A 26,851-nucleotide genomic window follows, 5' to 3' on the forward strand; every position below is an offset into this window, starting at 1 on the left:
AACGGTATCAGGACGGGTTTCTACTGTGGTTCGGGGACGTGGAAATGTTCGTCACGCAGCCGGAACGCTTCCTTCGTTCCATGCTGCGCGCGGGTCTTGACGAAGTTGAACTCACCCGGCGAGAACTGCAGGTTGGTGCCATAGGCGTGGAAGATGTAGCTGGCCACCTCCTCGCCCTGGTAGGCCTGACTCTGCTCGACCAGCCGGAACGCCTCCTTGGCCATCACCACCCCGTCGGCAGGCATCTTGGCCGCCTTGGCCGCCCAGTACTGCGCACGCGCCGTCACCTGATCGGCATCGCAGGTGTCGGTGAAGATGCCGAGGTGCTCGATGGAACCGGCCTCGACGATGTCCCCCGTGAGCAGCATCCGCCGGGCCAGCACCGGGCCGAGGCGGTGGAAGAACATGTGCAGGCTGCCCAGCGCCGGACCGAGGAACCGGGTGGCCGGCATCCCGATCTTGGTATCGCGGGCGATCACCGAGATGTCCGTCATCAACGCCATCTCGAACCCACCGCCGAGTGCGTACCCGCTGATCTCGCCCACAGTGACCTTCGGGAAGCCCATGAAGTTGTGGTAGAAGCCAAAAGACTTGCGGTCCACGGTAAGTCGGCGGCGCTGGCTCGGGCGGGATTTTTTCGGCGCGGCGTCTTTCTTACCCTCTTCTCCATACCAACCGTAAGCGTTGTTCATATCCGCGCCGGTACTGAACACCCCCTCGGCACCACGAAGCAGGACGACGGTCAGATCGTCGTCGTCGGCCACGATGTCCAAGTAACGGGCGATCTCGTCGCGCATGGCCGCGTCATAGGAGTTGCGCTGCTTGGGATTGTTCAGCGTGATGGTGGCGATGCGGTGGTCCGCATCGACCTCGAACAGCACCCGGTCATCTGTCATTCGAAATCAACCTCGCTTCAATGGTTTTGTCGTTGCCTGCGGCCAGCGTGGTGCGCCGCGCCGCGGTGAGATGGTCGGCCGCGAGCTTGGCGGCCCGGGCCGTGTTGCCGTCGGCGATCGCGTCCACCAGCCGCTGGTGGTCCCGCAGCGCGGCCCGCATGGTCGTGATGGACATACCCGCCTCGCCCTCGCCCGTCCACACCCCGGACTCGTGCGTCGACCAGATCAGCTCCAGCGAGCCGATCAGCAGGATCATCGGCTCGTTGCCGCATCGGGATACCAGGGCTTCGTGGAACCTACGGGCGTTGGGCACGTACTGCGCGGTGTCGTCGAACTGCGCTGCCTGAAGGTCGATCTCGGCCTGCAGGTGAGGGACCACCTCGGTGGCGCGGTCGTCCCGGGCGGCGCACATGCCCGCACAGATCGGCTCGAGATGCAGCAGGGCCTCACTCACATCGGCCGGTGTGGCAGCCCGCGTCTGCAACACCATGCCGATCATGTGGGCGGTGCGGTCGGCCGAGGGCATCTGCACCACCGCTCCCCCGACGTTTCCGCGACGCACCGAGATCAGCCCGTCGGTCTCCAGCAGATGAATGGCCTCGCGCAATGCCGGCGGACTGACCCCGAACTCCTGGAACAGGCTCTCCTGAGTGGGCAGGATGTCGCCCTCACGCAAGCGCCCGGAGAGGATGTCGTCGCGCAGCTTGGACGCGACGATCTCGGCAACCCGGGGCTGCCGGATGCGCCGTGCGCGTCCTTCCATCGGCGACCTTTCCTTGCTAACTTGTACAAGATAGTAACCGCATCGCCTACTGTATGGGCAACTGTATGGATTGGGAAAGGCTGGAATCCAGGTGAGTGACGGTTCGGTGACCACGACCCGCGCGGACTCCACCCTGCGCATCACCCTCGACCGCCCGTCGCGGCGTAACTCGTTGAACCATCAGATGATCGACGACCTGGTCGGTATCCTGTCGGCGGCCGCCTACGACGATTCCCTGCGGGCCGTCGCCATCACGGGGGCCGGTGACAACTTCTGCGCCGGAGCCGACTGGGTCGCCACCAACGATTCAGGTCAGCGGCCCCGCACCGGCGATCTGGTCCGGCGGATCCCGCACACCGCACACCGCGTCATCGAACTGGTCGCCACCATCCAACTGCCGGTGGTGTGCGCGGTCCGCGGCTGGGCGGTGGGATTGGGCTGCAACCTGGCGCTGGCCGCCGATTTCACCGTCGCCGACAGCGAGGCGACGTTCTGGGAACCGTTCATGAGCCGCGGGTTCACCCCCGACTCCGGCGCGACCTGGCTGCTGCCCCGCCTGGCCGGGGTGGCCCGGGCCAAGCGCATGCTGCTGCTCGGCGAGAAGGTCACCGGATCCCAAGCTGCCGACTGGGGCCTGATCCACGATGCGGTTCCGGCCGACCAGTTGGATGCGGCAGTGGACTCCTTGTTGGCGCGGCTGGCCGCCGGACCGACCGTCGCGATCGGGCTCGCCAAACAGGCCATCGCCTACGGCCAGCACGCCAGCTTGTCGCAATCTCTCAATCAGGAGCTGTCCAACCTGGAACTCTCCTGTCGCACCACCGATTTCAAAGAAGGCCTGGCCGCGTTCCGGGAACGCCGTGACGCGGATTTCCGGGGCCGTTGAACCGAAGGAAACACATGACTGCGTCGACTACGTACGACACGATCAAGTACGAGGTGGACGGCCACAAGGCCACCATCACCATGAATCGGCCCGACGCGCTCAATGCGCTGTCACCCCACATGATCACCGAGTTGCGGTCCGCCTACGCCGAAGCGGAAAACGACGACGACGTCTGGCTGATGATCGTCACCGCGACCGGCCGCGCGTTCTGCACGGGCGCCGATGTCAAGGAGATCCCAGGCGACGGAAAGGTCCTCAACGAGCGGCCCTACCTGTCCACCTACGAACAGTGGGAGGCACCGCAGGAGGGCACCCCGCCGTTCCGCAGCATGGCCAAGCCCGTAGTGGTGGCGATCAACGGGATCTGCTGCGGCGCCGGCCTGGACTGGGTCACCACCGGCGACATCGTGATCGCCTCGGACAAGGCGACGTTCTTCGACCCGCACGTCAGCATCGGCCTGGTGGCCGCGCGCGAGATGGTGCGGCTGGCCAAGGCTCTGCCTCGTTCGGTGGCGCTGCGAATGGCGTTGATGGGCAAGCACGAACGCATGACCGTCGAGCGCGCCTACGAACTCGGGCTGATCACCGAGATCGTCGAACACTCTCAACTGCTGGAACGCGCGCACGAGATCGCCGACACGGTGTGCCTCAACGCCCCGCTGGCGGTGCGGGGAACGCGGCTGGCCATTCACAAGACCCTGGATCTGCCACTGCACGAGGGCGAGATCCTGGCCGAGACCTTCCGTGAGCGCGTGGTCCGCACCGAGGATGCACTGGAGGGCCCGCGCGCATTCGTGGAGAAGCGCAAGCCCAACTGGCAGGCGCGGTAATCGTGGAAACCATCCTCCTCGACTTCGACCACCAATCACGGGTCGCCACCGTCACGCTGAACCGTCCCGAAGCGCTGAACTCGTTCAACCGCGCGATGTGCAACGAGATGCGCGATGCCTGGCACGCCGTCAAAGACGACGAGGGCATCAATGCCGTGGTGTTGCGGGCGTCCGGCGACCGGGCGTTCAGCGCGGGGCTGGACGTGAAGTCCAGCTACGGACAGCCCGAGATCGTCTGGAACCACGAGGATCCCGGTGAACTCCTGAGCCCGAAGTGGCAGAAGATGTGGAAGCCGGTGGTGTGCGCGGTGCAGGGCATGTGCACGGCCGGCGCGCTGTACTTCGTCAACGAGGCCGACGTGGTGATCTGCTCGCAGGAGGCCACCTTCTTCGATTCTCACGTCAGCGCCGGTTTGGTGTCGGCGTTGGAGCCGATCGGCCTGATGCGGCGGGTCGGGCTCGGCGATACCTTGCGGATGGCGTTGATGGGCAACGACGAACGCGTCAGCGCCGAGACTGCCCTGCGCATCGGACTGGTGACCGAAGTGGTGGCCAGAGAGGCGTTGTGGGGCCGCGCGAACGAGATCGCCACCACCATCGCCGCCAAACCGCCGACTGCCACCCAGGGCACGGTGAAGGCGATCTGGGAGTCTCTGGACAAGCCCTACCGTGCCGCCATGGACCAGGGCCTCATCTACACCCGGCTGGGCAATCCGCTCGCCAAGGCCGAGTTGGCCGAACGTCCCCTGCCCAAGACATCCCCCCGGATTCGCTGATGGCCCACCCTCTTTCGCACCGCATCGACGACGTTCTCGATCTGGACCCGTCGGCGAACGCCATCCAGTACGACGGTCAGTGGTACACCTGGGGCCAGATCGCGACGCTGGCGCGCCGCATCGGCGCGGTCGCCTCCGGCACGCGGGTCGGCATCATGCTGCGCAATCAGCCCGCGCATGTGGCGACACTGCTCGGTGTGCTGGCGGCCGGCGGCACCGTCGTCGTGATCAACCCGTCCCGTGGGGACGAGCGCACCCGCGCCGACATCGAAGCCCTCCGCCTGCCGGTGCTCGTCGGCCTGGCCGAGGACATCGCCGCACTGGCGACCCCCTCGCCCGCGACGACGACCGTGACGATCCGGGATCTGGACACCGAACCCGAGGTCAGCCCTGCCACCGACCCGTCCGATGACGAGGCCCGCCCGGGTGTGGCGGTGTGGATGCTCACCAGCGGTACCACCGGACCACCGAAACGGGTCGATCTGACCTACGACATGCTGGCGCGCAGCGTCATCGGCCGAGATCCCGAAAATTCGCCGGCACCAACAGAACTGCGGCGCGGCGTCGCCATCGTCAACTCGCCGCTGGTGCATGTCGGCGGCGTGTACCGGGTGTTGTTGTGCATCGCCGAAGCGCGGTCGTTCGTGCTACTGGCCAAATTCGACCTCACCCGCTGGGTCGCCGCCGTGCGCGAACACCAGCCGAGGGCGGTGTCCCTGGTGCCTGCCGCGCTGCGCATGGTGCTCCACTCCGACCTCGCCCGCGACGACCTCGCCGGGGTCCGTGCGGTCACCTCCGGTACCGCTCCGCTGTCGGCCGATGACGCCGACGCGTTCACCGAGAAGTTCGGTATCCCGGTGTTGACCTCGTATGCTGCCACCGAGTTCGGCGGCGGGGTCGCCGGGTGGACGCTGGCAGACCATCAGAAGTACTGGAAAGACAAGCGCGGCAGCGTGGGCCGGGCGAACCCGGGTGCCCGGCTGCGGGTGGTCGACGAAGACGGCAATCCACTGGCGCCGGACGAGAAGGGCCTGCTGGAGGTCAAACCGGCACAGTTCGATGCCGACGCGGACTGGCTGCGCACCACCGACCTGGCACGTATCGACGCCGACGGATTCGTCTGGATCCTCGGCCGCGCCGACCAGGCCATCATCCGCGGCGGTTTCAAAGTGATGCCCGACGATGTCCGCACTGCCCTGGAAAGCCACCCTGCTGTGCGCGGTGCGGCCGTGATCGGCATATCCGACGACCGGCTCGGCGAGACACCGGTGGCCATGGTGGAACTGCACGGCACAACCACCGTCGACGCGCTGCTCGAGTACCTCGGTGGCCGGCTGGCCCGCTACGAGATCCCCACCGACATCGCCATCGTCGAGACGATTCCCCGAACTCCCTCGGGGAAAGCTGATCTCGGCGCCGTCCGGGACCATTTCGCCTCACGTGTCTGACACCGTTGCCGGGTTGCTGCGCGGGTGTGCCGATCAGCCGTTGCTGATCTGCGACGAGCAACGGATCAGCTACGCCGAGGCACAGCGCCGCTCCGCCGAGGTGGCCTGCGGCCTGATCGCGCTCGGCGCCGGGAAGGGCACGCACGTCGGGCTGCTCTATCCGAACGGCGTCGACTTCGTGGTCGGGATGCTCGCGGCCGCCCGCATCGGTGCGGTGGTGGTGCCGTATTCCACCTTCCTCACCGCCGCGGAGCTGCATACCCAGCTGCGCGACAGCGATACCGCGATCCTGCTGTCGGCACGCAGTTTTCGCAATCATGACTACGAGCAGCGGCTTGCCGGCATCGACGCCCCGTGCCTGCGGCACGTGTTGTTCGATCTGCCCCGCGCCGACATCGCGGCCCTGGCCGATCTCGAAGACGACGTGGACGGAAGCGATCCGCTGGCGATCATCTACACCTCGGGATCCACCGGCTCCCCCAAGGGCGTGGTCCACACCCACGGATCACTGATCGGACATCAGCGCAACCTCAACGAGATCCGTGAGCTCACGGCCGCCGACCGGCTGTTCTGCAACTCGCCGTTCTTCTGGATCGGCGGGTTCGCGTTCGGGCTGCTGGCCACGATGACCGCCGGGGCCACCCTGATCTGTTCGAACTCGGCCGACGCGGGCGCCACCCTCGACCTGATCGAGGCCGAGAAACCCACCGTCACCAACGGCTTCGTCGCCGGGATCGCCCACCTCAGCAGCGATCCCAGCTACCCGGCCCGCCACTTCACCGCGAGGCGCGGCAACCTCTACCCCGTCATGGCGCCCGACCGCAGGCCCGCCGACCCGGAGCTGCGGCACAACATGCTGGGGATGACCGAGACCGGCAGCGTGGTGCTGGTCGACCACGACGACGGCGATCAGCCCGAGCGTCGCCGCGGCAGCTATGGCCGGCCCGCACCCGGATTCGAAACGAAGGTGCTCGCATCGGGCGAATTGTGCGTACGCGGGCCGTATCTCATGCAGGGCTACTACGGACGCAACCGCGAGGACTGCTTCGACGCGGACGGCTGGTTTCACACCGGTGATCTGGTACGCGTCGACGACGACGGTTACTTCTATTTCCTCGGCCGGGCCGGCGCGATGATCAAGACGGCCGGCGCCAACGTCACCCCCGGTGAGGTGGAGACGGCACTGGCGGCACTGGGACTCACCTCGCACGTTCTGGGCCTGCCCGATGCGACCCGCGGGCAGATCGTTGCGGCCGTCATCGTCAGCGACGACCCCGTTGACATCGATGCCGTCCGAAACGAACTGCGCGGCACGCTGTCGGCGTACAAGGTTCCTCGGATGTTCGCGGTATGTGGCACCGCTGACGTGCCGACACTGTCCAGCGGCAAGCTGGATGTTCCCGGCTTGCGGGGATTGTTTTGATGCCTGACACCATCGACGCACTGGTGCGCATGCACGCCTTGTCGACGAAGCCCGCGGTGATCGACCCCGACGGTCGCCTGACCTACGCCGAACTTGACACCAGCACAGCCGAACTGGCATCGGGATTCATCGCCGCCGGCGTCGCCAAGGGGTCGCGGGTCGGGCTCATCATGCCCAACGGGGTGGACTGGGTCCGGATCGCGATCGCTCTGATGCGGATCGGGGCTGTCCTCGTACCGCTGAGCACACTGTTGCGCCCTGGCGAACTGACGGCGCAATTGCGTATGGCCTCGGTGCAGTTCGTCATCGCGGTCGAGGAATTCCGGGGTCATCGGTACCCGGTGGACCGGAGTCGGCTGCCCGCGCTGCGCGCCGTGTGGACCGTCGAGGAGGCGCTGCGATTCAGCGAAACGCGTGGCACGGCAGACGCGATGGCCGGGTGCGTGCGCGAAAGCGACCCGATGGTCATCATGTTCACCTCGGGTAGCAGCGGACCGCCGAAGGGCACCCTCCATTCGCACAGGAATGCCTTGGGCGCGGTGCGTTCCGGGCTCGACGCACGGTGCATCACGGCCGACACCCGGCTGTATCTGCCCATGCCGTTCTTCTGGGTGGGGGGCTTCGGCGCCGGCATCCTCTCGGCCCTGCTGGCCGGGGCCACGCTGGTGACCGAACCCGTCCCCCACCCCGAATCCACGCTGGGACTGCTTCAGCGCGAACAGGTCACACTGTTCCGGGGCTGGCCCGAGCAGGCAGAGACGCTCGCCCGCCACGCCGCCACCGCGGATCTGAACTCGCTACGGCCCGGAAGCCTGGAGGCGCTGTTGCCGGCCGGCTTGCGGTCACGGCCCGGCGCCCGGGCGTCGTTGTTGGGGATGACCGAATCGTTCGGTCCGTACTGCGGATTCCGGGCAGACACCGACATGCCGGAATCGGCGTGGGGAAGCTGCGGTAAGCCGTTCGACGGGATGGACGTGCGCATCGTCGACGTCACGACGGGCGTCGCGCTGCCCTGCGGGGAGACCGGGGCGATCCAGATCCGCGGTCCGCACGTGATGCGGGGCATCTGCCGGCGCAGCCGAGAAGATGTCTTCACCGCCGACGGCTACTACCAGACCGGCGATCTGGGGAGCCTGGACGCCGGCGGATTCCTGTTCTACCGCGGCAGGTCCGACGACATGTTCAAGGTCCGCGGCGCCACGGTGTATCCGAGTGAAGTGGCACGGGCGCTGCGGTCCATTCCCGGGGTCCGGGCGGCCTTTGTGGTCAATGTTCCTGACGGCCAAGCCAATCGGGTCGCAGCGGTTGTGGTGGGCGAGGGCCTCTCAATCGAGGCGCTCCATACGGCCGCCCGTGGCGCCATCAGCTCGTTCAAGGTGCCCGCGCTGTGGCTGCTGCTCGACGACGAGGACGACGTCCCGCGGGGAGCCACCGGGAAGGTCGACAATGCCGCACTGTGCGTCATGCTGAGGGAAGGTGTTCGACGATGAAAACCAAAGGTGCCCTGGTGTGGGACTTCGGTCAACCGTGGTCGATCGAGGAGATCGAGATCGGCGATCCCCGCAGGGGCGAAGTCAAGGTCGCCCTGGAAACGGCAGGCCTGTGTCACTCGGACCACCATCTGATGACCGGAGACATCCCGATGGCCGACTTCCCCATCCTGGGCGGTCACGAAGGTGCCGGGGTGATCGTGGAGGTCGGGCCGGACACCGAAGGCCTCGAGGTCGGCGATCACGTGGTGATGTCGTTCATCCCTTCCTGTGGGAGTTGTCCGGCCTGCCAGGTCGGGTTGCGCAATCTATGTGACCTCGGCATGGGCCTGCTGGCCGGCGCCTCGGTGTCGGATGGATCATTCCGCGTACAGACCAAGGGCAAGAACGTGATTCCCATGTCGCTGCTGGGCACCTTCTCTCCGTACGTGGTCGTTCACCGGACGTCCGTGGTGAAGATCGACCCGTCGATTCCTTTCGAGGTCGCCTGCCTCGTGGGATGCGGGGTGACCACCGGATACGGGTCTGCAGTGCGCAGCGCGAATGTCCGGCCGGGTGAGGATGTGGCTGTGATCGGCATCGGTGGTGTCGGCGCCGCGGCCATACAGGGCGCCGCGATCGCCGGGGCCCGCCGCATCTTCGCCGTCGACCCAGTCGAATGGAAACGCGAGCAGGCCCTCAAGTTCGGTGCGCGCGAGGCCTTCCCCGACATGGCCGCCGCTTTGGCCGGGGTGGCCCAGGCGACCGGAGGCCGGATGTGCCACAAGGTCATCGTCACCGTCGGACGTGCCGACGGCCACGAGGTGGAGTCGTGGATGCAGCTCACCGCCAAGGGCGGCACATGCGTGCTCACCGCAATGGGCAACGTCGTCGACGACGAAACCAAGCTCAACCTGGCCGGCCTGACCCTGTTGCAGAAGAGTCTGCAGGGCAGCCTGTTCGGCGGCGGCAACCCACAGTTCGACATTCCGAACCTGCTGACGCTCTACCAGCTCGGTCAATTGAACCTCGATGACATGGTGACCCGCGAGTACCGCCTCGAAGAGATCAACGAGGCCTATCGGGACATGCTGGAGGGAAACAATATTCGTGGGGTGATCCGCTATACGGAGGCTGACCGTTGACCACCAACATCTTCGAACTGTTCGAGCTGATCGGTTATCGGGACGCCCCTGGGACCGACGATGAGGCCGTGGTCGAGCTTCCCGTGGCTCCACATGTGATCAACACCAACGGCGGTTTGCAAGGTGGTCTGCTCGCCACCCTGGTGGACACCGCAGCGGGCAAGCTGGCCATGCGCCGGCTGCCACCTGGCCACAGCGTGGTGACGTCGGACCTCAACCTGCGCTATCTACGGCCGGTCACCGATGGTGCGGCACGGGCCGTGGCCCGCATCGTGCACGCCGGCAAGCGCTCCATGGTGATCCAGGTCGACATCTTCACCGTCCCGGACAATGACCTGGCCGTCGTCGCCACCGTCAGCTTTGCGAAGATCCAAGCCAAGGAGGCAACGTCGTGAAGCTCGGACTATCCACACCCGTCGTCATGCAGCATCCCGGTGAGTTTTCACCGTGGGAGACCGGCGCAGGCCCCGACGAGCTTGCCTTGATCGCCGAAGCCGCAGACAGCCTGGGGTTTCACCACCTCACGTGTGCCGAGCACACCGGAATTCCGGCCTCGGCCTCGGCGGTGCGCGGGACGGTGTACTGGGATCCGCTGGCCACCTTGTCGTTCCTCGCGGCCCGGACCCGACGTATCCGGCTGGTTACCGCAGTGGTGGTGCTCCCGTATCACCACCCGGTGGCACTGGCCAAGAGCTACGGAACCCTCGACCGGCTCAGCGGCGGACGGGTGATCCTCGGCGTCGGCGTCGGATCGCTGACCGAGGAGTTCGAACTGCTCGGCGCACAGTGGGAGGATCGCGGGGCCGCCGCCGATCGGGACATCTCCAGGCTGCGGGCCGCGTGGGGGCAGCCGGTGGTCGACGGCTTCGCCATCGAACCGCACGCCACCACGACGGATCTCCCGGTCTGGGTGGGTGGGCGCACCAAACGCTCGCTACGCCGGGCCGTCGAATTGGGCACCGGCTGGATGCCTTTCGGCCTCTCGCCGGACACGATCGCGGAGTTCCTGTCGCCGCACCAACTGCCCGCGGGGTTCGACGTCGTCCTCTCCCCCGGTGTGGCGCTGGACCCACTGGGTGATCCGGATTCCGCGCGCAATCGCCTGGACCGGCTGCACGACACCGGTGCCACGATCGCCAACTGTTCGGTGCAGGCACGCAGTGCCGAACACTTCTGCGATCAACTCACGGCCCTCCACGCGATCGGCGAGGCGCTGTAGTTCACACGATCTCGTTCGTCCGCAGCTGGGCGATCTGCACGGCGTCGTAACCGATCTCGGCGAGTACCTCGTCGGTGTGTTCGCCCAGCAGCGGAGCCCGCCTGCGGATCGTCCCCGGTGTGGCCGACATCCGGAACGGCGTCTCGATGATCGGCACATCGCGTGACGCGCCCGGGAACGGGACCCGCTGCAGGTAGCCCATGGCCTGCACATGGGGATCGTCGAGCACATCCTGGGTGGAATGCAGCGGAGCGGCAGGCATTTTCGCCTTCTCCAACAGTTCCATCACCTCGGCCTTGGTCTTGTCGGCACACCAGTCGGACATGATGTCGTTGAGGATGTCGCCGTTGGCCCAACGGATGTCGTCGTTGGCAAAACGTGGATCGTCGAACAGTTCTTCGCGACCCACCAGTCGGCACCAGCGCTTGAACATCGGCTGCCCCGCGACCTGTAGCAGGACCCATTGGTCGTCGGCGGTGCGATAGAGATCGCACGGCGCGACCGACGCGCCTTTGTTTCCCATTCGGGGCTTGTCGACCTGCAGCAGTTCACGCTCGATCAGGAAGGCGTTCGACAGCATCAGCGCGGTGGGCAGCAGGGCCCCCTCGACGTGCTGACCCTCTCCGGTCTTGTCGCGGTGGTACAGCGCCATCATGACGCCGATCGCCAGCGTGAGAGCGGTCCCGAAATCGGCGTAGGGCACCACGGTTCGGATCGGCTGATCCGGCAGACCCTGCCGGTAGACCGCGCCGGACATCACCTGCCCGGCCCCGTCGAAGCCGATCTTCTCACTGTACGGACCGCCCTCGCCGTAGGCCGTTGCACTGGCCAGGATGATGTCGGGCTTGACCGTTTTGAGTGTTTCGTAATCCAGTCCGCTGGCCCGCATCCCGGCCGCGGGCATGTTGGCGATCACGATGTCGGCCTGGGCCACCAACCGGCGGGTGATCTCCGCGCCCTCCGCAGTGGTGGAGTCCAGCGTGAGCGAGCGCTTGTTGCGGTTGCACTGCAGGAAGGTGCCACCCTCACCGCCTTCTGTGACGGCCTGCACCCAACGGTCTTCCCCGCCTTCACGTTTCTCTACGCGCAGGACGTCGGCGCCCATGTCCGCGAGGATCGCACTGCACCAGGGCGCGGCGATGAACCGGCCATAGTCGAGCACTCGGATCCCGTCGAGAACACCTGCCATTCTCGCTCACCTTCCTTCGGCGAGCGGACGCGTAGGTACCCATTTCGGGCTGAAATCGGGTACCTACGCGTCTGCTCGCGGGTCAAAGTTGCCGCTACTCCAGCACGCCCAGCCGGTCGAGGTGCTCGGTCAGCGGCTTGGACGCGGCACACAGATGTTCGGCCATGGCGTCACGGGCCGCATCCCCGTCGCGCGCCTTGAGCGCGGCCAGGATCCGGCGGTGGTCATGGGTGGACTGCTCGGGCCAGCCCTCCACGGTCGGGTACACCGATTCCAGTGCATACCTGGTGATCTGGGACATCAGCTGGGCCAGCTTGGGCGATTCCGCCGCCCGGTTGACCCCGCGGTGGAACGCGTGGTTGAGCCGCACGGCCGCCTCGTGATCGTTCTGCGAATAGGCGACCTCCAGCTCCCGCTGGATCCGGTCGAGGTCGACGAGCTGGCCGTCGGTGATCTGGCCGGCGGCCCGCGACGCCAGCTGGCCGCCGATGTGGGCCTGCACGCCGGCCACGTCGTCGATGTCTCGCCGGGTGACCGGTAGCACCAAGAACCCGCGCCGGGGCTGCTGGGTCAGCAGCCCCTCGGTGCGCAGGCCGAACAACGCCTCGCGCACCGGCGTCACACTGATCCCCAGCTCGGCCGCGAGTTGCTCGAGCCGGATGTAGTTCCCCGCCGGATAGGTCCCGTCGAAGATCCGCCGACGGATCAGCCGCGCCACGTCCTCGGCCAGCTGTGGCCGAGAAGCGAAATCGGGTATCGACACGGCTCAGACCCGATAGTCGGACAGCAGTCGCTTGCTGATGATGTTCTTCTGGATCTCGCTGGTGCCCTCACCGATCAGCAGGAACGGTGCATCACGCATCAGCCGCTCGATCTCGTACTCCTTGGAGTAGCCGTACCCGCCGTGAATCCGGAAGCTCTGCTGGGTGACCTCCGAGCAGAACTCACTCGCCATGTACTTGGCCATGCCCGCGGCCACGTCGTTGCGCTCGCCGGAGTCCTTGAGCCGGGCGGCGTTGACCATCATCAGATGGGCCGCCTCGACTTTGGTTGCCATCTCGGCCAATTGGAATGCCACCGCCTGATGCTCGGCAATCGGCTTGCCGAAGGTCTCACGCTGCTGGGCGTAGCGCACGGCCAGCTCGAAAGCGCGGATCCCAACCCCACAAGCGCGCGCAGAGACATTCACGCGACCGACCTCGACCCCGTCCATCATCTGGAAGAAGCCCTGCCCGGTGACGCCGCCGAGCACGTCGTCTGCACTGGCCCGATAACCGTCGAAGATCAGCTCGGTGGTGTCGATGCCCTTGTAACCGAGCTTGTCCAGCTTGCCCGGAATGGTCAGCCCCGGCACGACTTCGCCGAAGCCGGTGGGCTTTTCGACCAGGAACGCGGTCAGGTTGCGGTGTGGCTTGTCAGCACCCTCGTCCGTGCGCACCAGCGCCGCCACCAACGTTGAACTGCCGCCGTTGGTCAACCACATCTTCTGGCCGTCGATGGTGTACGTGCCGTCGTCGTTCTTCTTGGCCCGGGTGCGGATCGCCGCCACATCGGAGCCCAGCTCGGGCTCGGACATCGAGAACGCACCCCGTGTCTCGCCGGTCGCCATGCGCGGCAGGAAGTTCTGCTTCTGGGCATCGGTTCCGTGCTGACGGATCATGTACGCGACGATGAAATGGGTGTTGATCACCCCGGACACGCTCATCCAGCCGCGGGCCAGTTCCTCGACGCACAGCGCGTAGGTGAGCAGCGATTCGCCGAGACCGCCGTACTCCTCGGGAATCATGAGCCCGAACAGGCCCATGTCCTTCATCTGGTCGACGATGGCCTGCGGGTAGGTGTCGGAGTGCTCCAGCTCCTGGGCCGTCGGGATGACTTCCTTATCGACGAATTGTCTTACCGTCGAAACGATCTCGGTCTGGAACTCGGTGAGTCCCAGCGTCTGGGCGAGTCTGGTCACGATGACACCCTCTCGAATACAGCCGCCAGCCCCTGGCCGCCGCCGATGCACATGGTCTCCAGCCCGTAGCGGGCCTGACGCCGATCCAGTTCCCGGGCCAGCGTGGCGAGCATCCGCCCGCCGGTCGCCCCGACCGGATGCCCCAGCGAGATACCCGATCCCCGGACGTTGGTGCGCTCGAAGTCGGCCTCGCCGAACTTCCACTCCTTCATCACGGCCAGCGCCTGAGCGGCGAACGCCTCGTTCAGCTCGATCAGGTCGATGTCGCTGAGCTGCAGATCGGCCTTGGCCAGGGCCACCTCGGTAGCCGGGACCGGGCCGATGCCCATGACGTTGGGAGCGACGCCTGCCGAACCCCACGACACCATCCGCACCAGCGGCCGCAAGCCCAGCTCGGCGGCCTTCTCCGGGGTGGTGACGATGCACATGGATGCGGCGTCGTTCTGACCGCTGGAGTTGCCCGCGGTCACGGTGGAGTCGGGGTCCTGCTTGAGCAGAACGGGTTTCAGCTTGGCCAGCGCCTCGACCGTGGTGTCGGCGCGCGGGTGCTCGTCGGTGTCGATCACCGTCTCACCTTTGCGGGAGCGGACGGTCACGGGAATGATCTCTTCGGCCAGCACCCCGGACTGCTGGGCCGCCACCGCGCTGCGATGCGAGCGCACCGCGAGCTCGTCCTGCTCGGCGCGGGTGATGCCGTATTCACGGCGCAGGTTCTCGGCGGTCTCCAGCATGCCTCCCGGCACCGGATAGAACTGCCCACCGGCAGTGGTGCGTCCGCGCGCCAGTCCGTCGTGAATCTGCACGCCGGTTCGGGCTCCACCCCAGCGCATGTCGGTCGAGTAGAACGCGACGTTGCTCATGCTCTCGGCACCGCCTGCCACCACGAGATCGTTGTCGCCGCTGCGCACCTGCAGGCAGGCCTGGATCACCGCTTGCAACCCGGAGCCGCATCGGCGGTCGACCTGCATACCGGGAACGGTCACCGGCAGGCCGGCGTCGAGCGCCACCACGCGGCCGATGGCCGGGGCCTCACTGTTGGGATAGCAGTGACCCAGAATGACGTCCTGCACCTGCTCCGCCGCCACACCGGTGCGCTCCAGCAGACCTTTGAGTGCCGCGACACCGAGTTCGACAGCGGTAAGGGAGGCGAACATGCCGCCGTAGCGGCCGATCGGGGTGCGGACCGGTTCGCAGATGACCGCCTCGCGCACGCTCATACGTGCCGACCGCCCGTCACCTCGAGCACCGTGCCGGTCATGTACGACGACAGGTCGCTGGCCAAGAACAGCGCGACCTTGGCCACCTCGTCGGGTTCACCGGCGCGGGCCATCGGGATCTCGGCCAGCTTCTGATCCCAAATCCGTTGCGGCATGGCCTCGGTCATCGCCGAGCGGATCAGCCCCGGCTGGATGGCGTTGACGCGGACCCCGAGGTGCGCAAGTTCCTTGGCCGACGCCTTCGTCATGCCGACGATGCCGGCCTTGGCCGCCGAGTAGTTGGTCTGGCCGACCAGGCCGACCTTGCCGGAGATCGAGGACATGTTCACGATCGCGCCGCGCTTGTTCTCGCGCATGATCGCCGCGGCCGATTTGGTGCCGTTCCAGGTGCCCTTGAGATGCACCGCGATGACCTGGTCGAATTGCTCCTCAGTCATCTTGCGCAGGGTGGCGTCACGGGTGATGCCGGCGTTGTTCACCATGATGTCCAGCCCGCCGAACCGCTCGACGGCGGCCTGCACGAGGGCTTCCACCTCGGCGGACGACGTCACGTCACAACGCACCGCGGTCGCCACCTCGGCTCCACCGAGTTCCTGGGCGGCCGCCTCGGTGGCCTCCAGGTTGACGTCGCCGAGCACGACCCGGGCGCCCTCGTCGATGAAGCGTCTCGCGATGGCCAGGCCCAGACCCTGGGCACCGCCTGTCACCACTGCAGTCTGACCGGTCAGCAACGACACCTGATCACCTAACTTTCGATCCCGGGGGCTCTGTCTGAGCCAGATCATATTTCATATACGATATTGGCAAGTAGCCACCCCACGGGTCATTCACCCCAGCGGACCCCGCGCGACGAAATGGAGCTCCCCTGTGACCACCACCGCGGCCACGGCCGAAGTCACCGACGAGGACTTCCAGGAGATCCTGGCCCAGACCCGCAGCTTCATCCGCTCCGCCGTGGTGCCCAGGGAGAACGAGATCCTGGCCACCGATCAGGTACCCGACGACCTGCGCGAGCAGGCGAAGGACATGGGGTTGTTCGGATACGCGATCCCCCAGCAGTGGGGCGGGCTCGGCCTCAACCTGGCCCAGGACGTCGAACTGGCAATGGAATTCGGCTATACCTCACTGGCGTTGCGGTCGATGTTCGGAACCAACAACGGCATCGCCGGACAGGTACTGGTGGGGTTCGGCACCGACGAGCAGAAGTCCCGGTGGCTGGAGGGCATCGCCTCGGGCGACGTCGTCGCCTCATTCGCACTGACCGAGCCCGGCGCCGGGTCCAACCCGGCGGGCCTGCGCACCAAGGCTGTGCGTGACGGAGACGACTGGGTGATCAACGGCCAGAAGCGGTTCATCACAAACGCGCCGACCGCGAACCTGTTCGTGGTGTTCGCCCGCACTCGGCCCGCCGACGACGCGGGCCCTGGGATCGCGGTGTTTCTGGTGCCGGCCGACGCCGCCGGCGTCGAAGTGGGCGCCAAGGACGCCAAGATGGGTCAGGAAGGCGCCTGGACCGCCGACGTCAACTTCACCGACGTACGGGTGCCGAACAGCGCACTCGTCGGCGGCAGTGAGGACGTCGGCTACCGCGCCGCGATGACCTCCCTGGCACGTGGGCGGGTCCACATCGCGGCACTGGCGGTGGGTTCCGCCCAACGCGCGCTCGACGAATCGGTCGCCTACGCCGCCGCGGCAACCCAGGGCGGCCAGCCGATCGGCAGCTTCCAGCTGGTGCAGGCGATGATCGCCGATCAGCAGACCGGCGTACTGGCCGGACGGGCTTTGGTCCGCGACGCCGCGGCCAAGTGGGTATCCGGTGAGGACCGCCGGATCGCCCCCTCGGCGGCCAAGCTGTTCTGCACCGAAATGGCAGGCAACGTAGCCGATCTCGCGGTCCAGATCCACGGCGGCACCGGCTACATGCGCGAAGTTCCGGTAGAACGGATCTACCGGGAAGTCCGGTTGCTGCGCCTCTACGAGGGCACCAGCGAGATCCAGCGTCTCATCATCGGCGGCGGGCTGGTCAAGGCCGCCCAGCGCCAGTCCTAGGTCGTCGACAGAAAGCAGGAAACGCCATGGCCGATCGGCTCACCGACAAAGTCGCCTTCATCACCGGCGCCGCCCGCGGACAGGGGCGCGCCCATGCGATCCGGATGGCCGAGGAGGGGGCGAACATCATCGCCGTCGACATCGCCGCCCCGCTGCCGCCGAGCGTGCCGTATGACTCCGCGACGCCCGAGGACCTCGCCGAGACGGTGCGGTTGGTGGAGGCCACCGGCAAGCGCATCATCGCCACCGCCGCTGACACCCGCGACCAAGACGCGTTGAAGACCATCGTCGGCAAGGGTGTCGCCGAGTTCGGCCGGCTCGACGTCATCGTGGCCAATGCCGGGATCACGGTTCCCGAGCCCTGGAACGAAACCACCCCGGAGTCGTTCCGCGACGTCATGGACATCAATGTCACCGGCACCTGGAACACCGTGATGGCCGGTGCGCAGCACATCATCGACGGCGGCCGTGGTGGGTCGATCATCCTGATCAGCTCGGCTGCCGGGATCAAGATGCAGCCGTTCATGGTGCACTACACCGCCAGCAAGCACGCCGTCGCGGGTATGGCCCGGGCCTTCGCCGCCGAGTTGGGCAAGCACAAGATCCGGGTGAACAGCCTGCATCCGGGTGCGGTCAACACCCCGATGGGTACCGGCGACATGCTCGCCGCACTCAACCGGGCCAACGAGACCAACCCCGGACTGATGCAGATGGTCACGCCATTCCTGCCGGATTACGTGGCCGAGCCCCAGGACATCGCCGATGCGGCCCTGTGGCTGGCCAGCGACGAGTCGCGCTATGTCACTGCCAGCCGGGTGGCCGTCGATCTGGGCTCCACCCAGTTCTAGGCCGGCATGTCCAGCCCCACATCGACGGACTTCGCCGACAACCTCGCAGCCGGGCTGGCCGCCTACGGTGACCGGCCGTTCATCGAGTTCGCCCGAAAGTGGTATTCGGGCAACGAGATCACGCAGTTCATCGAGCAGGTATCGGCCGCTCTGCACGAGGCGGGCGTCCAGCCCGCCGAGCCGGTCGGCATCGTCGTGCGCAACCGCGTTGCCCACGCGGCGACGATTCTCGGATTCATCGCGGCACGCCGTCCGGTGGTGATGATCTACTCCTACCAGTCCCCGACTGCGATCGGCCGCGACGTCGACAACCTGGCGTTGCCGGCCATCGTGGCCGATCTCGACGACTGGACACCCGAGTTGCGCGACGCGGTGGCTTCGTCGGGTTCGGCCGGCCTGGTGTTGTCAGGTGATCGGCTCGCCGTCGGCGTGACGGCGATGCGGCAACCGGGCGGCAGGCACGACCCGACGCTGGAACAGTCCGGCCTGCACATCCTGACCAGTGGCACCACCGGCCCGCCCAAACGAATCCCGGTCGCCACCAACGTGCTTGCCCACACCGTCCTGAGCATGACGATCGGTGCGGGCACCGAAGTGGTAGGCCCCGACACTCCGCCCGCGCTGGTGTACTGGCCGTTCGGCAGCATCGGTGTCTGTCAATTGCTCGCCGCACCATGCTCCGGCAAGCGCATGGTGCTGCTGGAGAAGTTCAGCGTCGACGAGTGGGTCCAGGCGATCAAGACCTACCGGATAACCCGGGCGGGCGTGCAACCCGCAATCCTCCGGATGCTGCTGCAGGCTGATGTCCCTCCCGAGGATCTGACGTCGCTGGAGGGACTCTCGGGAGGCTCCGGACCTTTGGAGCCGGATCTGCGCGCCGAGTTCGAGGGACGGTACGGCATACCCCTGCTGTGGGCTTACGGCGCAACCGAATTCGCAGGATCGGTGTGCAGCTGGACACCTGAGTTGTACCGCCGGTACGGCGCGGACAAGCCCGACAGTGTCGGCCGTCCGCTGCCCGGCGTACGGGTCCGCGTCGTCGACCCCGACACGGCCGCCGAGCTTCCCGCCGGCAGCGTGGGGCTGCTCGAGGCCACCGTCGAGGTCATCGGACCGGAATGGGTGCGCACCACCGACCTGGCCTCCGTCGACGAGGACGGGTTCGTCACGCTGCACGGCCGCGGCGATGGTGCGATCAACCGCGGCGGCTTCAAGATCCTCCCGGAAACGGTTCGGCGGGTTCTGATTCTCACATCCCAGCGTGCTCGACGCCTGCGTCGTGGGCGTTCCGGATGCGCGCCTCGGGGCGGTTCCGTTCGCCGCGGTCGAGCTTCGGCGGGATGCCGTCGCGCCCACCGAGGACGAGCTGAAAGACCTGGTGCGCGAGGCGTTACCGAGCCACCATGTGCCGGTGGCCGTGTCGGTCGTCGGCACACTCCCCCGCAATGCTGCCCTCAAGGTGCGACCGGGAGACGTTGCGGCGCTGTACAAGCCATAACTTCAGTTCGCCGTGCCCAACGTCCGGGCCAGGAACTTGACCTGGTCCTCGGCAGCGGTGTCGAACCAGTCATGCCCCGGCCACACGTCGAAGTGATCGCACGGGTAGTGGTGGACCTGGGCCCGGGCCTGCACAGCCGTCTTCATCACCGAGTTGGCCGGGACGAACCGGTCGAAGTCGGCGATCTGGATCAGCACAGGGCATTTCAGCGCCTTGGCCGCGGCGCCGGTGCGGATCTGCACCAGCTCCATACCGATGGCCGAATCGACTTCGTTGCGCCACGTCGGCCCGGCGATCGCTCGGTAGCTGTCGTAGGCACCGTCGAGGGCCAGCGCGCCGGACTCCCCCGGCTTGGCCGCCAGCGGCATCAATGTCGGTGCCCGCCCCGCCGCCACGGCCACCCGGCTCTTCACGCCCGCGAGTGTCCAGCGCAGTGCCGATGCGACGTCGCGGTGCACCACGGCCGCGCGACTGGCGGCCAGCCCGCTCGTCAGCGGGGTCATGCCGATCACCGCAGCGACATCGGGGCACTGGGCGGCCACCCGTAGTACGTGACTACCGGAGAACGACGATCCCCACAGCACCACCCGACGGCGATCCACACCTGGAAGTTGTTGGGCGGCGGCGATGGCCGCGCCGTAATCCGCCATCTGGCGCTCGACCGAAACGCTCTGGCGCGGTTGTCCGTCCGACGCACCGAAGCCGCGGTAGTCGAAGGCCACCACGTCCAGGCCGGCGGCACTGAACCGTTCTGCGAAGGGTTCCAGCCCGGAGTCCTTGGTGCCACCGAATCCATGTGCCATCACCACCACCGGCCGGCCGTCCGCTCCGGCGAAGCCGTCACCCGAAGCGGCGAAATGCCATGCGCTGCACCGGTCACCGGCCGAATGGAAGGTGAGCTCTGAGTAGGTCATGCCGACGCTCCGACCCTCGCGCCGGCACGGTCGGCTGCTCGTCTGGCGCCGGCCGGCAACTCACGTGTGCGGATGTCGTGCTCGTAATAGAAGTAGTCCACCTGCTGGGTGTGCCGGGGCCGGTCGGTGCAGTGCCCGCCGTGCAACTGCTGATCGGCGTCGATCACCGTCTCCATCTCGGCCGCCGGTGGGAGGGCGTAGCGCCCGACCGCATAGGCGGCCAACAACCGGGACTGGCATTCCACGAACGGGAACAAGGTCGGAATCGCCTGCGCGAAACCCATGAACACCAGGTCGTCCATCCCGGGCTTGAACATTCGCTTGTAGAGCCGGATGTGGTTGTCGGGGGCACTGATGACGTCGCTGTCGAAGAACGGGAAGGTGATGTTGTAGCCGGTCGCATACACGATCACGTCGAAGTCGTCGCTGGTCCCGTCCTCGAAATGGACGGTGGCGCCGTCCAGCCGGGACACGTTGGGCTTCGGGATGACATCGCCCGACCCCAGCCGCAACGGCAACTCCACCGACTGCGTCGGATGCGCCTCGAAGAGCTTGTGATTCGGTGCGGGCAGACCGTACATGGTCGGATCGGTGCCGAGCATCGGCCCGATCAGCTGGACCAGTTTGCGCTGCCATGACAACGGCACGTACGGATTGGTGCGGAAGTACTTGTCACCCGGTTGCCCCGCAATGTATTTCGGCACGATCCAGGCACTCGAGCGGGTGGAGAGCGTCACCTTGTTCTGCAGCGCCTTCGATGACAGCTCCACGGTGATGTCGGCGGCGCTGTTCCCGATACCGACCACCAGGATCCGCTTGCCGGTCAGTTCGAGCGGCTCCTTCGGGTCGATGTAGTGGTGCGAATGGATCGACTGCCCGGTGAACGTCCCGGGAAACTCGGGCAGCCGGGGGTCCCAGTGATGACCGTTCGCGACGACGAGCAGATCGAACTCGCGACGGGCGCCCGCCTGATCCTCGATCTCCCAACCGCCCCCGTCGATCCGGGCGGCGTGCACCACGCCGTTGTTGAACTCGATGTTCTCCGCCAGCCCGAAAGCATTCGCGTAGGCATCCAGATAGGACTTGATGTCGGAGTGATGCGGGAACGACGGGAAGTGCTCGGGAATCGGAAAGTCCTTGAACGACAACCGATGCTTGCTGGTGTCGATGTGTAAGGAGCGGTACGCGCTGCTGTGCCCGTTCGGATTGCCGAACGCCCAGTTGCCACCGATCCGGTCCGAGGTCTCGAACGTCGTGTACGGCACTCGGTAATCCTTGAGCATCTTCCCGGCGGTGAGCCCGCTGATGCCCGCGCCGATGATCGCTGTCCGAGGCAGTGCACGCTGCAACACAGTGCTCCCTTCACGTTGTGATGCAGAACACTAACAGCGGAGTTTGACGGACGTCAATGAATTCTGACAAGTGTCAGAAACACCGCGAGCAGACGCGCAGGTACCCGAAATCTCGACGGATCGGTCACTTGTGCGTCTGCTCGGCGAGGAAACCTCAGCGGCAGTAACTCAGCCGATGAAGCGGATGATCGACTCGGCGACCGCAGCCGGCTTGTCCGAGCCCTCGATCTCGACGGTGACGGTCATGGTCGCCTGCACCGCACCGTCGAGCTGGGCGACATCGGCGATCGCCGCGCTTGCCCGCACCTTGGAACCGACGCGCACCGGCGTGATGAACCGAACCTTGTTGTAGCCGTAGTTGATCGCCATCGCGATGTTGTCGACGCGGTAGAGCTGGTGGGTGAAGTGCGGCAACAGGGACAACGTCAGCAGGCCGTGCGCGATGGTCCCGCCGAAGGGCCCATTCGCCGCCTTCTCGGGGTCGACGTGGATCCACTGATGGTCGTCGGTGGCATCGGCGAACAGGTTCACCCGGTCCTGGGTGATCTCCAGCCACTCGGTGGGGCCCAGCTCGCTGCCCTTGGCCGCCACGAACTCGTCAAGACCATTGAAGATTTTCACGCTCACTCCTCTCGAAACCGTGGTCAGAAGACTACGGTCTGATTCCCGAACCGGATCACGCGGTCCTCACAGTGCCACAGCACTGCGCGCGACAACACCAACCGTTCGACATCTGCACCCAGACGCACCAGGTCACCGACCGAGTGGCGGTGATCCACCCGGACCACGTCCTGCTCGATGATCGGGCCCTCATCGAGGTCGCCGGTCACGTAATGCGCTGTCGCGCCGACCAACTTGACCCCGCGCTCCTTGGCCCTGCGGTACGGCGCCGCGCCGATGAAGGCAGGCAGGAACGAATGATGGATGTTGATCAACGGGCAGCCCACGGCATCGAGGAATTCGGGCGTCAGGATCTGCATGTACCGGGCCAGCACCACCAGATCTACGTTGCCGCGCAACAACTCCAAGAGCCGTTGCTCAGCCTCGGCCCGGTTGTCCCGGGTCGCGGGAACATAGAGGAACGGAACACCGAACGCGCGCACCTGTTCGGCAAGGTCGGGGTGGTTCGAGATGACCATGACCACGGACATGTCGAGTTCACCGCGCCGATTGCGCCACAACAGATCCAGCAGGCAATGGTCCTCACGGGAGGCCATCAGCGCCACCCGCTTGGGCTTGGAGGCCTCCGTCAGACGGAAGTCCATCTCGAACGGTTCGGCAACCCGCTGCCGGAAATCACGCTCGAGTTCGTCGCGCACCGCAGCCAGCCCCGGCAGATGGAAGATCGTCCGCTGGATGAAGGTGCCACCGGACTGCTCGGTCGAGTGCTGATCCAGCGACACGATGTTGGCGCCGGCACCGGTGAGAAAGCCACTGATCGCCGCGACCAGGCCGGGCCGGTCGGCGCAACGCAGCAGCAGCCTGCCGACATCCCGAGCCGGCAGGGCGGTTGCTTTCGGGTACTCCTCAGTCATCACCGAACAGAATCTCACCCGGGCCGCGCGGCCGGCGCACAACCCTCCAATGCATCACCGATGCGAAAGGGTGGGGCCGACGCGAAGTCGAGCACCATTCACAGCGACGTGCTATCGGCGATGGGCTGGCTGAGCACCACCACAGCAAAAGCCCGACCACACTCCCGGGCACCACCCATTCGACATCGACGTCGATTCTTGATTTTTGCCATATGCGAGTGCAACCCACATATACGGCATGAATGGCGATTGCCGAATTTGCCAAAATTGCATGTACCCGTGAGTAAATCGGAGATGTCGGCACCGAATTCACCACGCGACTGGACAAGATTTCTCAGCTCGCTGGAATTCCCATACGGGGCGGCGCGATACTCATCACACGTATTCGCACAACCATGCTGCACACCAAAATCAGCCGTCCCAGTCGGAAGGCACGGCTGACCGACGAAATGGATTCCACATGACCGCTCCCCAACTCGATGCCGCAGGCAACCCCAGCGTGACATTGGACGAAAGCCCAAGCTGGTGGGACCCCGACAGCGAGTGCACGATCGTGGTGGCCCGACCGGACGCAGAGCGCGAACTGTGGACCGAATACGTCCGCGGCGCACAGTCCAACTACCGCAAACACGGGGTGGAGCGCGCGCTGGATCCGAAAACACTACGGACAGGCGAGGATACGGCGCTGTTCTGCGTCGGGATCAACGACGCCGGCGACGTCGTCGGCGGCCTGCGAGCCAAAGGCCCGCACCGGAGTGTCGAGGACAGTCATGCAATCGTGGAATGGAGCGGACAGCCCGCACTCGACTCGGTACGCAAGATGATCGCCGACCGTCTGCCATTCGGAGTGGTCGAGATGAAAACAGCGTGGGTGTGCGACGACCCGGAGCAGAGCCGCGCACTCACCGATACGCTGGCACGTATGCCGCTGCATGCCATGACACTGTTGGACATTCAGTTTGCCATGGCGACCGCGGCGGCCTATGTACTCAAACGCTGGTTGTCATCGGGCGGGGTGCTGGCATCGAAAATCCCGGCGACGCCCTATCCGGACGAGCGATACCAGACGAAGATGATGTGGTGGGATAGCCGAACATTCGCCAACCACGCGGACGCGGGACAGCTCTCGCGCTACTTCGCAGAGGCCCAGCGAATCGGTCCTCACACCCGCGCCACCGGCTTCGACACCCACACCCGAAGCGTGGCGGGAAGATGATCCCCGAGATGATCTCCGACAACCCCCGCGACCACACCCACACGAGCATCGGGAATTCCGAATTGAGCGAACTCGACGATCCCGATCAATATCGGGCGATCTTCATCGAAGACGATGGACATTCAGAGAACACCGTCGACCAGCTGCGCCGCGACCCGCGCATCACGGTCATCGATGAATGTCACGAACAGCAGGCCGCACTACGCACGCTTGTCCCTGCTGTCGACCAGGAAATGCTCGACGAACCGACCCGGTGGGCCTACTACCCGTGGCGTCGGTGCCTGGTCCACATTCTGGGGCCGGCCGCGTTCAACCGGTTACGCCTGGATCGCAACCGCAACCTCATCACCGCCGATGAACAGCGACGATTGTCGGACCTGCGGATCGGTGTCATCGGCCTCAGCGTCGGGCACGCCATCGCCTACAACCTGGCCACCGAGGGGCTGTGCGGCGAGATTCGCCTCACCGACTTCGACGAACTCGAGTTGGCGAACCTCAACCGGGTGCCCGGCACCGTGTTCGACCTGGGGCTGAACAAGGCAGTGGTGGCCGCACGCAGGATCGCCGAGATCGACCCGTACATGACGGTCCGCATCGATCGCAGTGGTGCGGTAGCCGAGTCCATCGACGAGTTCCTGCGCGGGCTCGACATCGTCGTCGAGGAATGCGACTCGCTGGACGCGAAAGTGCTTGTCCGCGAGGCTGCCCGGGCCCGTCGGCTACCGGTGCTGATGACCACGGGCGACCGCGGACTGCTCGATGTCGAGCGGTTCGACCTGGAACCCACGCGGCCGATCCTGCACGGTCTGCTCGGCGACGTCGCCGCGCGCGACCTGGCCGGGCTCAGCAGCAAGGACAAGGTGCCACACGTCCTGCGCATTCTCGACGCGCCCCAGCTCTCGCCCCGGATGGCGGCCTCGCTGGTCGAGGTCGGCAAGACGCTGAGCACCTGGCCGCAACTCGCCGCCGAGGTGGTACTCGGGGCGACCGTCGTCGCCAATGCCGTGCGACGCATCGGCCTGGGTGAACCCATGCCGTCGGGACGGGTTCGCGTCGACGTCGCCGACGCACTCGACCGTATCGGCGATCCTCTGGTGACAGCGTCGGGACCGGCAGCCCCATCCACGACCGTTGCCGCGGACGGCGGGGCCGAACCTGGCGAGATGGCAGACATTCTCACCGACGCGGCGACCCGCGCCCCCTCGGGCGGCAATGTCCAACCGTGGCACATCGAGGCGAGCGACGACCGGATCAACCTCCGGTTGGCGACGAAGTACACCACGGCGATGGACGTCGGGTACCGCGGCAGCGCGGTGGCACTGGGAGCCGCCGCGTTCAATGCCAGGGTGGCCGCGGCCGCGCATGGCCTGACCGGGCACGTGCAGTGGTCCCGCGGCGACGAGGGCACGCCCCTGTACGGCATCGCGGAGTTCTCCCCCGGTGATGCACCCGAGTTGGCTGAGCTCTACGAACCGATGCTGGCCCGGGAGACCAATCGACTCCGGGGCACGTCGGCGCCGATCCCCGCCGACGTGCTCGACGGTCTTCGGGCCGCCGCCGGCCGCGAGGGCGCCGAGCTGACGGTCCTCGACGATCCGGCCGAGGTCGAAACCGCTGCACGTCTACTCGCCGCGGCCGACCGGATCCGCTATCTCACCCCGACGCTGCACCGGGAGATGATGTCGGAGCTGCGCTGGCCCGGCGATCCAGACCCCGACACCGGTATCGACGTGACCACGCTCGGGTTGGACCCGGCCGACCTGGTGGTGCTCGACATCCTGCGCCGGCCCGAGGTGATGGCGAAGTTGTCGGACTGGGATGCCGGCGCTGCGCTCGGCGACGACACCTACGAACGGGTCACCTCGAGCTCGGCACTGGCCGTCGTCTCGGTTCGGGGCCGCCGGCTGACCGACTATGCCGTGGCGGGATCGGCGGTCGAGGCCGTCTGGGTCGGTGCCCAGCGCTGTGGGCTGGCGGTTCAACCCGTGTCACCGGCGTTCCTCTACGCCCACGACGATCGCGACCGCGACGCGCTCTCGCCTGGTCACGCCGACGCGCTACGCGACCTGCAGTACGCTTTCCGCAGGCTGACCAGCACCGAGCGCGACGAATCACAGGCGCTTGTGCTCAGGTTGTCCTACGCGCCGCGTCCGACCGTACGCAGCCGACGCCGGGCCCACGCTGGTTCGACGCCGCGGTACAGCTGAGGTACGTGCTG

The 26,851-nt window shown here is 66.4% G+C and carries 24 protein-coding genes and 1 pseudogene; 14 read left to right on the forward strand and 11 right to left on the reverse strand.

The features are described 5' to 3' along the window. Positions 1 to 20: 20 nt before the first annotated feature. Positions 21 to 896, reverse strand: coding sequence for an enoyl-CoA hydratase/isomerase family protein (locus ACNQR1_RS26740; protein ID WP_418048638.1), 876 nt, complete (start codon positions 894 to 896; stop codon positions 21 to 23). Next, positions 886 to 1,659 carry a FadR/GntR family transcriptional regulator gene (locus tag ACNQR1_RS26745; protein ID WP_418048639.1) on the reverse strand — a complete coding sequence of 258 codons (774 nt, stop codon included), beginning with the start codon at positions 1,657 to 1,659 and terminating at the stop codon, positions 886 to 888. Before ACNQR1_RS26745 ends, ACNQR1_RS26740 begins: the two co-directional genes overlap by 11 nt. Before the next feature lie 91 nt (positions 1,660 to 1,750). Between ACNQR1_RS26745 and ACNQR1_RS26750 the strand changes: the two genes are divergently transcribed. The 9 genes from ACNQR1_RS26750 to ACNQR1_RS26790 are packed head-to-tail and all read left to right on the forward strand — an operon-like array spanning position 1,751 to position 10,855. Further along, positions 1,751 to 2,545 carry an enoyl-CoA hydratase/isomerase family protein gene (locus ACNQR1_RS26750; protein WP_418048640.1) on the forward strand — a complete coding sequence of 265 codons (795 nt, stop codon included), beginning with the start codon at positions 1,751 to 1,753 and terminating at the stop codon, positions 2,543 to 2,545. 14 nt (positions 2,546 to 2,559) lie between these two features. Continuing rightward, entirely contained in the window at positions 2,560 to 3,375 is an 816-nt protein-coding gene (locus tag ACNQR1_RS26755; RefSeq protein WP_418048641.1) for an enoyl-CoA hydratase/isomerase family protein, read from the forward strand. A 2-nt stretch (positions 3,376 to 3,377) separates the two neighbouring features. After that, positions 3,378 to 4,151 carry an enoyl-CoA hydratase/isomerase family protein gene (locus ACNQR1_RS26760; RefSeq protein WP_418048642.1) on the forward strand — a complete coding sequence of 258 codons (774 nt, stop codon included), beginning with the start codon at positions 3,378 to 3,380 and terminating at the stop codon, positions 4,149 to 4,151. After that, positions 4,151 to 5,599 carry a class I adenylate-forming enzyme family protein gene (locus tag ACNQR1_RS26765; protein ID WP_418048643.1) on the forward strand — a complete coding sequence of 483 codons (1,449 nt, stop codon included), beginning with the start codon at positions 4,151 to 4,153 and terminating at the stop codon, positions 5,597 to 5,599. Before ACNQR1_RS26760 ends, ACNQR1_RS26765 begins: the two co-directional genes overlap by 1 nt. Then, positions 5,592 to 7,022 carry a class I adenylate-forming enzyme family protein gene (locus ACNQR1_RS26770; protein WP_418048644.1) on the forward strand — a complete coding sequence of 477 codons (1,431 nt, stop codon included), beginning with the start codon at positions 5,592 to 5,594 and terminating at the stop codon, positions 7,020 to 7,022. The genes ACNQR1_RS26765 and ACNQR1_RS26770 overlap by 8 nt, the downstream gene beginning before the upstream one ends. Continuing rightward, positions 7,022 to 8,512 (forward strand): class I adenylate-forming enzyme family protein, encoded by a 1,491-nt coding sequence (locus ACNQR1_RS26775; RefSeq protein ID WP_418048645.1) that lies wholly within the window; start codon positions 7,022 to 7,024, stop codon positions 8,510 to 8,512. The genes ACNQR1_RS26770 and ACNQR1_RS26775 overlap by 1 nt, the downstream gene beginning before the upstream one ends. Further along, a complete protein-coding gene (locus ACNQR1_RS26780) occupies positions 8,509 to 9,636 on the forward strand; it encodes an NDMA-dependent alcohol dehydrogenase (RefSeq protein ID WP_418048646.1) in 1,128 nt (375 codons plus the stop codon). The genes ACNQR1_RS26775 and ACNQR1_RS26780 overlap by 4 nt, the downstream gene beginning before the upstream one ends. Then, the gene (locus ACNQR1_RS26785; protein ID WP_418048647.1) at positions 9,633 to 10,031 is read left to right on the forward strand and encodes a PaaI family thioesterase; all 399 of its coding nucleotides are present in this window, start codon (positions 9,633 to 9,635) and stop codon (positions 10,029 to 10,031) included. The genes ACNQR1_RS26780 and ACNQR1_RS26785 overlap by 4 nt, the downstream gene beginning before the upstream one ends. After that, complete coding sequence (locus tag ACNQR1_RS26790; protein WP_418048648.1) at positions 10,028 to 10,855, forward strand: TIGR03619 family F420-dependent LLM class oxidoreductase; 828 nt, start codon at positions 10,028 to 10,030, stop codon at positions 10,853 to 10,855. The genes ACNQR1_RS26785 and ACNQR1_RS26790 overlap by 4 nt, the downstream gene beginning before the upstream one ends. 1 nt (position 10,856) lies before the next feature. On the opposite strand, the gene ACNQR1_RS26795 is transcribed toward ACNQR1_RS26790, so the two are convergent. The 5 genes from ACNQR1_RS26795 to fabG all read right to left on the reverse strand — a co-directional run bounded on the left by ACNQR1_RS26795 (position 10,857) and on the right by fabG (position 16,006). Further along, positions 10,857 to 12,044: a CaiB/BaiF CoA transferase family protein gene (locus ACNQR1_RS26795; RefSeq protein ID WP_418048649.1), complete on the reverse strand. Its 1,188-nt coding sequence runs from the start codon at positions 12,042 to 12,044 to the stop codon at positions 10,857 to 10,859. A 94-nt stretch (positions 12,045 to 12,138) separates the two neighbouring features. Next, positions 12,139 to 12,807, reverse strand: a complete 669-nt coding sequence (locus ACNQR1_RS26800; RefSeq protein WP_418048650.1) for a GntR family transcriptional regulator — start codon at positions 12,805 to 12,807, stop codon at positions 12,139 to 12,141. Between the two features lie 3 nt (positions 12,808 to 12,810). Then, entirely contained in the window at positions 12,811 to 14,004 is a 1,194-nt protein-coding gene (locus ACNQR1_RS26805; protein ID WP_418048651.1) for an acyl-CoA dehydrogenase family protein, read from the reverse strand. Further along, on the reverse strand, positions 14,001 to 15,221 hold the full coding sequence (locus tag ACNQR1_RS26810; RefSeq protein ID WP_418048652.1) for an acetyl-CoA C-acetyltransferase: 1,221 nt from the start codon (positions 15,219 to 15,221) through the stop codon (positions 14,001 to 14,003). Before ACNQR1_RS26810 ends, ACNQR1_RS26805 begins: the two co-directional genes overlap by 4 nt. Next, positions 15,218 to 16,006, reverse strand: coding sequence for a 3-oxoacyl-ACP reductase FabG (fabG, locus tag ACNQR1_RS26815; RefSeq protein WP_418048653.1), 789 nt, complete (start codon positions 16,004 to 16,006; stop codon positions 15,218 to 15,220). The genes ACNQR1_RS26810 and fabG overlap by 4 nt, the downstream gene beginning before the upstream one ends. A gap of 82 nt (positions 16,007 to 16,088) precedes the next feature. Here fabG and ACNQR1_RS26820 point away from each other — a divergent pair, with 82 nt between their 5' ends. The 3 genes and pseudogenes from ACNQR1_RS26820 (at position 16,089) to ACNQR1_RS26830 (ending at position 19,616) form a co-directional block, all read left to right on the forward strand. Then, entirely contained in the window at positions 16,089 to 17,270 is a 1,182-nt protein-coding gene (locus tag ACNQR1_RS26820; protein ID WP_418048654.1) for an acyl-CoA dehydrogenase family protein, read from the forward strand. Between the two features lie 26 nt (positions 17,271 to 17,296). Then, the gene (locus tag ACNQR1_RS26825; RefSeq protein WP_418048655.1) at positions 17,297 to 18,118 is read left to right on the forward strand and encodes a mycofactocin-coupled SDR family oxidoreductase; all 822 of its coding nucleotides are present in this window, start codon (positions 17,297 to 17,299) and stop codon (positions 18,116 to 18,118) included. A 6-nt stretch (positions 18,119 to 18,124) separates the two neighbouring features. Further along, positions 18,125 to 19,616 (forward strand): annotated as a pseudogene (locus ACNQR1_RS26830) (class I adenylate-forming enzyme family protein). A 2-nt stretch (positions 19,617 to 19,618) separates the two neighbouring features. On the opposite strand, the gene ACNQR1_RS26835 reads toward ACNQR1_RS26830, so the two are convergent. The 4 genes from ACNQR1_RS26835 to purU all read right to left on the reverse strand — a co-directional run bounded on the left by ACNQR1_RS26835 (position 19,619) and on the right by purU (position 23,417). After that, positions 19,619 to 20,530 (reverse strand): alpha/beta hydrolase, encoded by a 912-nt coding sequence (locus ACNQR1_RS26835; protein ID WP_418048656.1) that lies wholly within the window; start codon positions 20,528 to 20,530, stop codon positions 19,619 to 19,621. Further along, positions 20,527 to 21,879, reverse strand: a complete 1,353-nt coding sequence (locus tag ACNQR1_RS26840) for a flavin-containing monooxygenase (RefSeq protein WP_418050522.1) — start codon at positions 21,877 to 21,879, stop codon at positions 20,527 to 20,529. Before ACNQR1_RS26840 ends, ACNQR1_RS26835 begins: the two co-directional genes overlap by 4 nt. A gap of 171 nt (positions 21,880 to 22,050) precedes the next feature. Continuing rightward, the gene (locus ACNQR1_RS26845; protein WP_418048657.1) at positions 22,051 to 22,503 is read right to left on the reverse strand and encodes a MaoC family dehydratase; all 453 of its coding nucleotides are present in this window, start codon (positions 22,501 to 22,503) and stop codon (positions 22,051 to 22,053) included. Between the two features lie 23 nt (positions 22,504 to 22,526). Continuing rightward, positions 22,527 to 23,417, reverse strand: coding sequence for a formyltetrahydrofolate deformylase (purU, locus tag ACNQR1_RS26850; protein ID WP_418048658.1), 891 nt, complete (start codon positions 23,415 to 23,417; stop codon positions 22,527 to 22,529). Positions 23,418 to 23,877: 460 nt separating this feature from the next. Here purU and ACNQR1_RS26855 point away from each other — a divergent pair, with 460 nt between their 5' ends. Together ACNQR1_RS26855 and ACNQR1_RS26860 are read left to right on the forward strand one after the other, a co-directional pair. Continuing rightward, entirely contained in the window at positions 23,878 to 24,633 is a 756-nt protein-coding gene (locus tag ACNQR1_RS26855; protein ID WP_418048659.1) for a hypothetical protein, read from the forward strand. 8 nt (positions 24,634 to 24,641) lie between these two features. Beyond that, a complete protein-coding gene (locus ACNQR1_RS26860; protein WP_418048660.1) occupies positions 24,642 to 26,840 on the forward strand; it encodes an Rv1355c family protein in 2,199 nt (732 codons plus the stop codon). Positions 26,841 to 26,851: the final 11 nt, after the last annotated feature.

Source organism: Mycobacterium sp. 48b (genome assembly GCF_048282725.1).
GTDB lineage: Bacteria > Actinomycetota > Actinomycetes > Mycobacteriales > Mycobacteriaceae > Mycobacterium.

Coding starts and splice junctions, on each gene's coding strand:
- ACNQR1_RS26825 (WP_418048655.1), top strand. CDS start 17,297: ATGGCCGATCGGCTCACCGACAAAGTCGCCTTCATCACCGGCGCCGCC.
- fabG (WP_418048653.1), bottom strand. CDS start 16,006: ATGATCTGGCTCAGACAGAGCCCCCGGGATCGAAAGTTAGGTGATCAG.
- ACNQR1_RS26860 (WP_418048660.1), top strand. CDS start 24,642: ATGATCTCCGACAACCCCCGCGACCACACCCACACGAGCATCGGGAAT.
- ACNQR1_RS26755 (WP_418048641.1), top strand. CDS start 2,560: ATGACTGCGTCGACTACGTACGACACGATCAAGTACGAGGTGGACGGC.
- ACNQR1_RS26745 (WP_418048639.1), bottom strand. CDS start 1,659: ATGGAAGGACGCGCACGGCGCATCCGGCAGCCCCGGGTTGCCGAGATC.
- ACNQR1_RS26780 (WP_418048646.1), top strand. CDS start 8,509: ATGAAAACCAAAGGTGCCCTGGTGTGGGACTTCGGTCAACCGTGGTCG.
- ACNQR1_RS26765 (WP_418048643.1), top strand. CDS start 4,151: ATGGCCCACCCTCTTTCGCACCGCATCGACGACGTTCTCGATCTGGAC.
- ACNQR1_RS26795 (WP_418048649.1), bottom strand. CDS start 12,044: ATGGCAGGTGTTCTCGACGGGATCCGAGTGCTCGACTATGGCCGGTTC.
- ACNQR1_RS26855 (WP_418048659.1), top strand. CDS start 23,878: ATGACCGCTCCCCAACTCGATGCCGCAGGCAACCCCAGCGTGACATTG.
- ACNQR1_RS26810 (WP_418048652.1), bottom strand. CDS start 15,221: ATGAGCGTGCGCGAGGCGGTCATCTGCGAACCGGTCCGCACCCCGATC.
- purU (WP_418048658.1), bottom strand. CDS start 23,417: ATGACTGAGGAGTACCCGAAAGCAACCGCCCTGCCGGCTCGGGATGTC.
- ACNQR1_RS26740 (WP_418048638.1), bottom strand. CDS start 896: ATGACAGATGACCGGGTGCTGTTCGAGGTCGATGCGGACCACCGCATC.
- ACNQR1_RS26835 (WP_418048656.1), bottom strand. CDS start 20,530: ATGACCTACTCAGAGCTCACCTTCCATTCGGCCGGTGACCGGTGCAGC.
- ACNQR1_RS26775 (WP_418048645.1), top strand. CDS start 7,022: ATGCCTGACACCATCGACGCACTGGTGCGCATGCACGCCTTGTCGACG.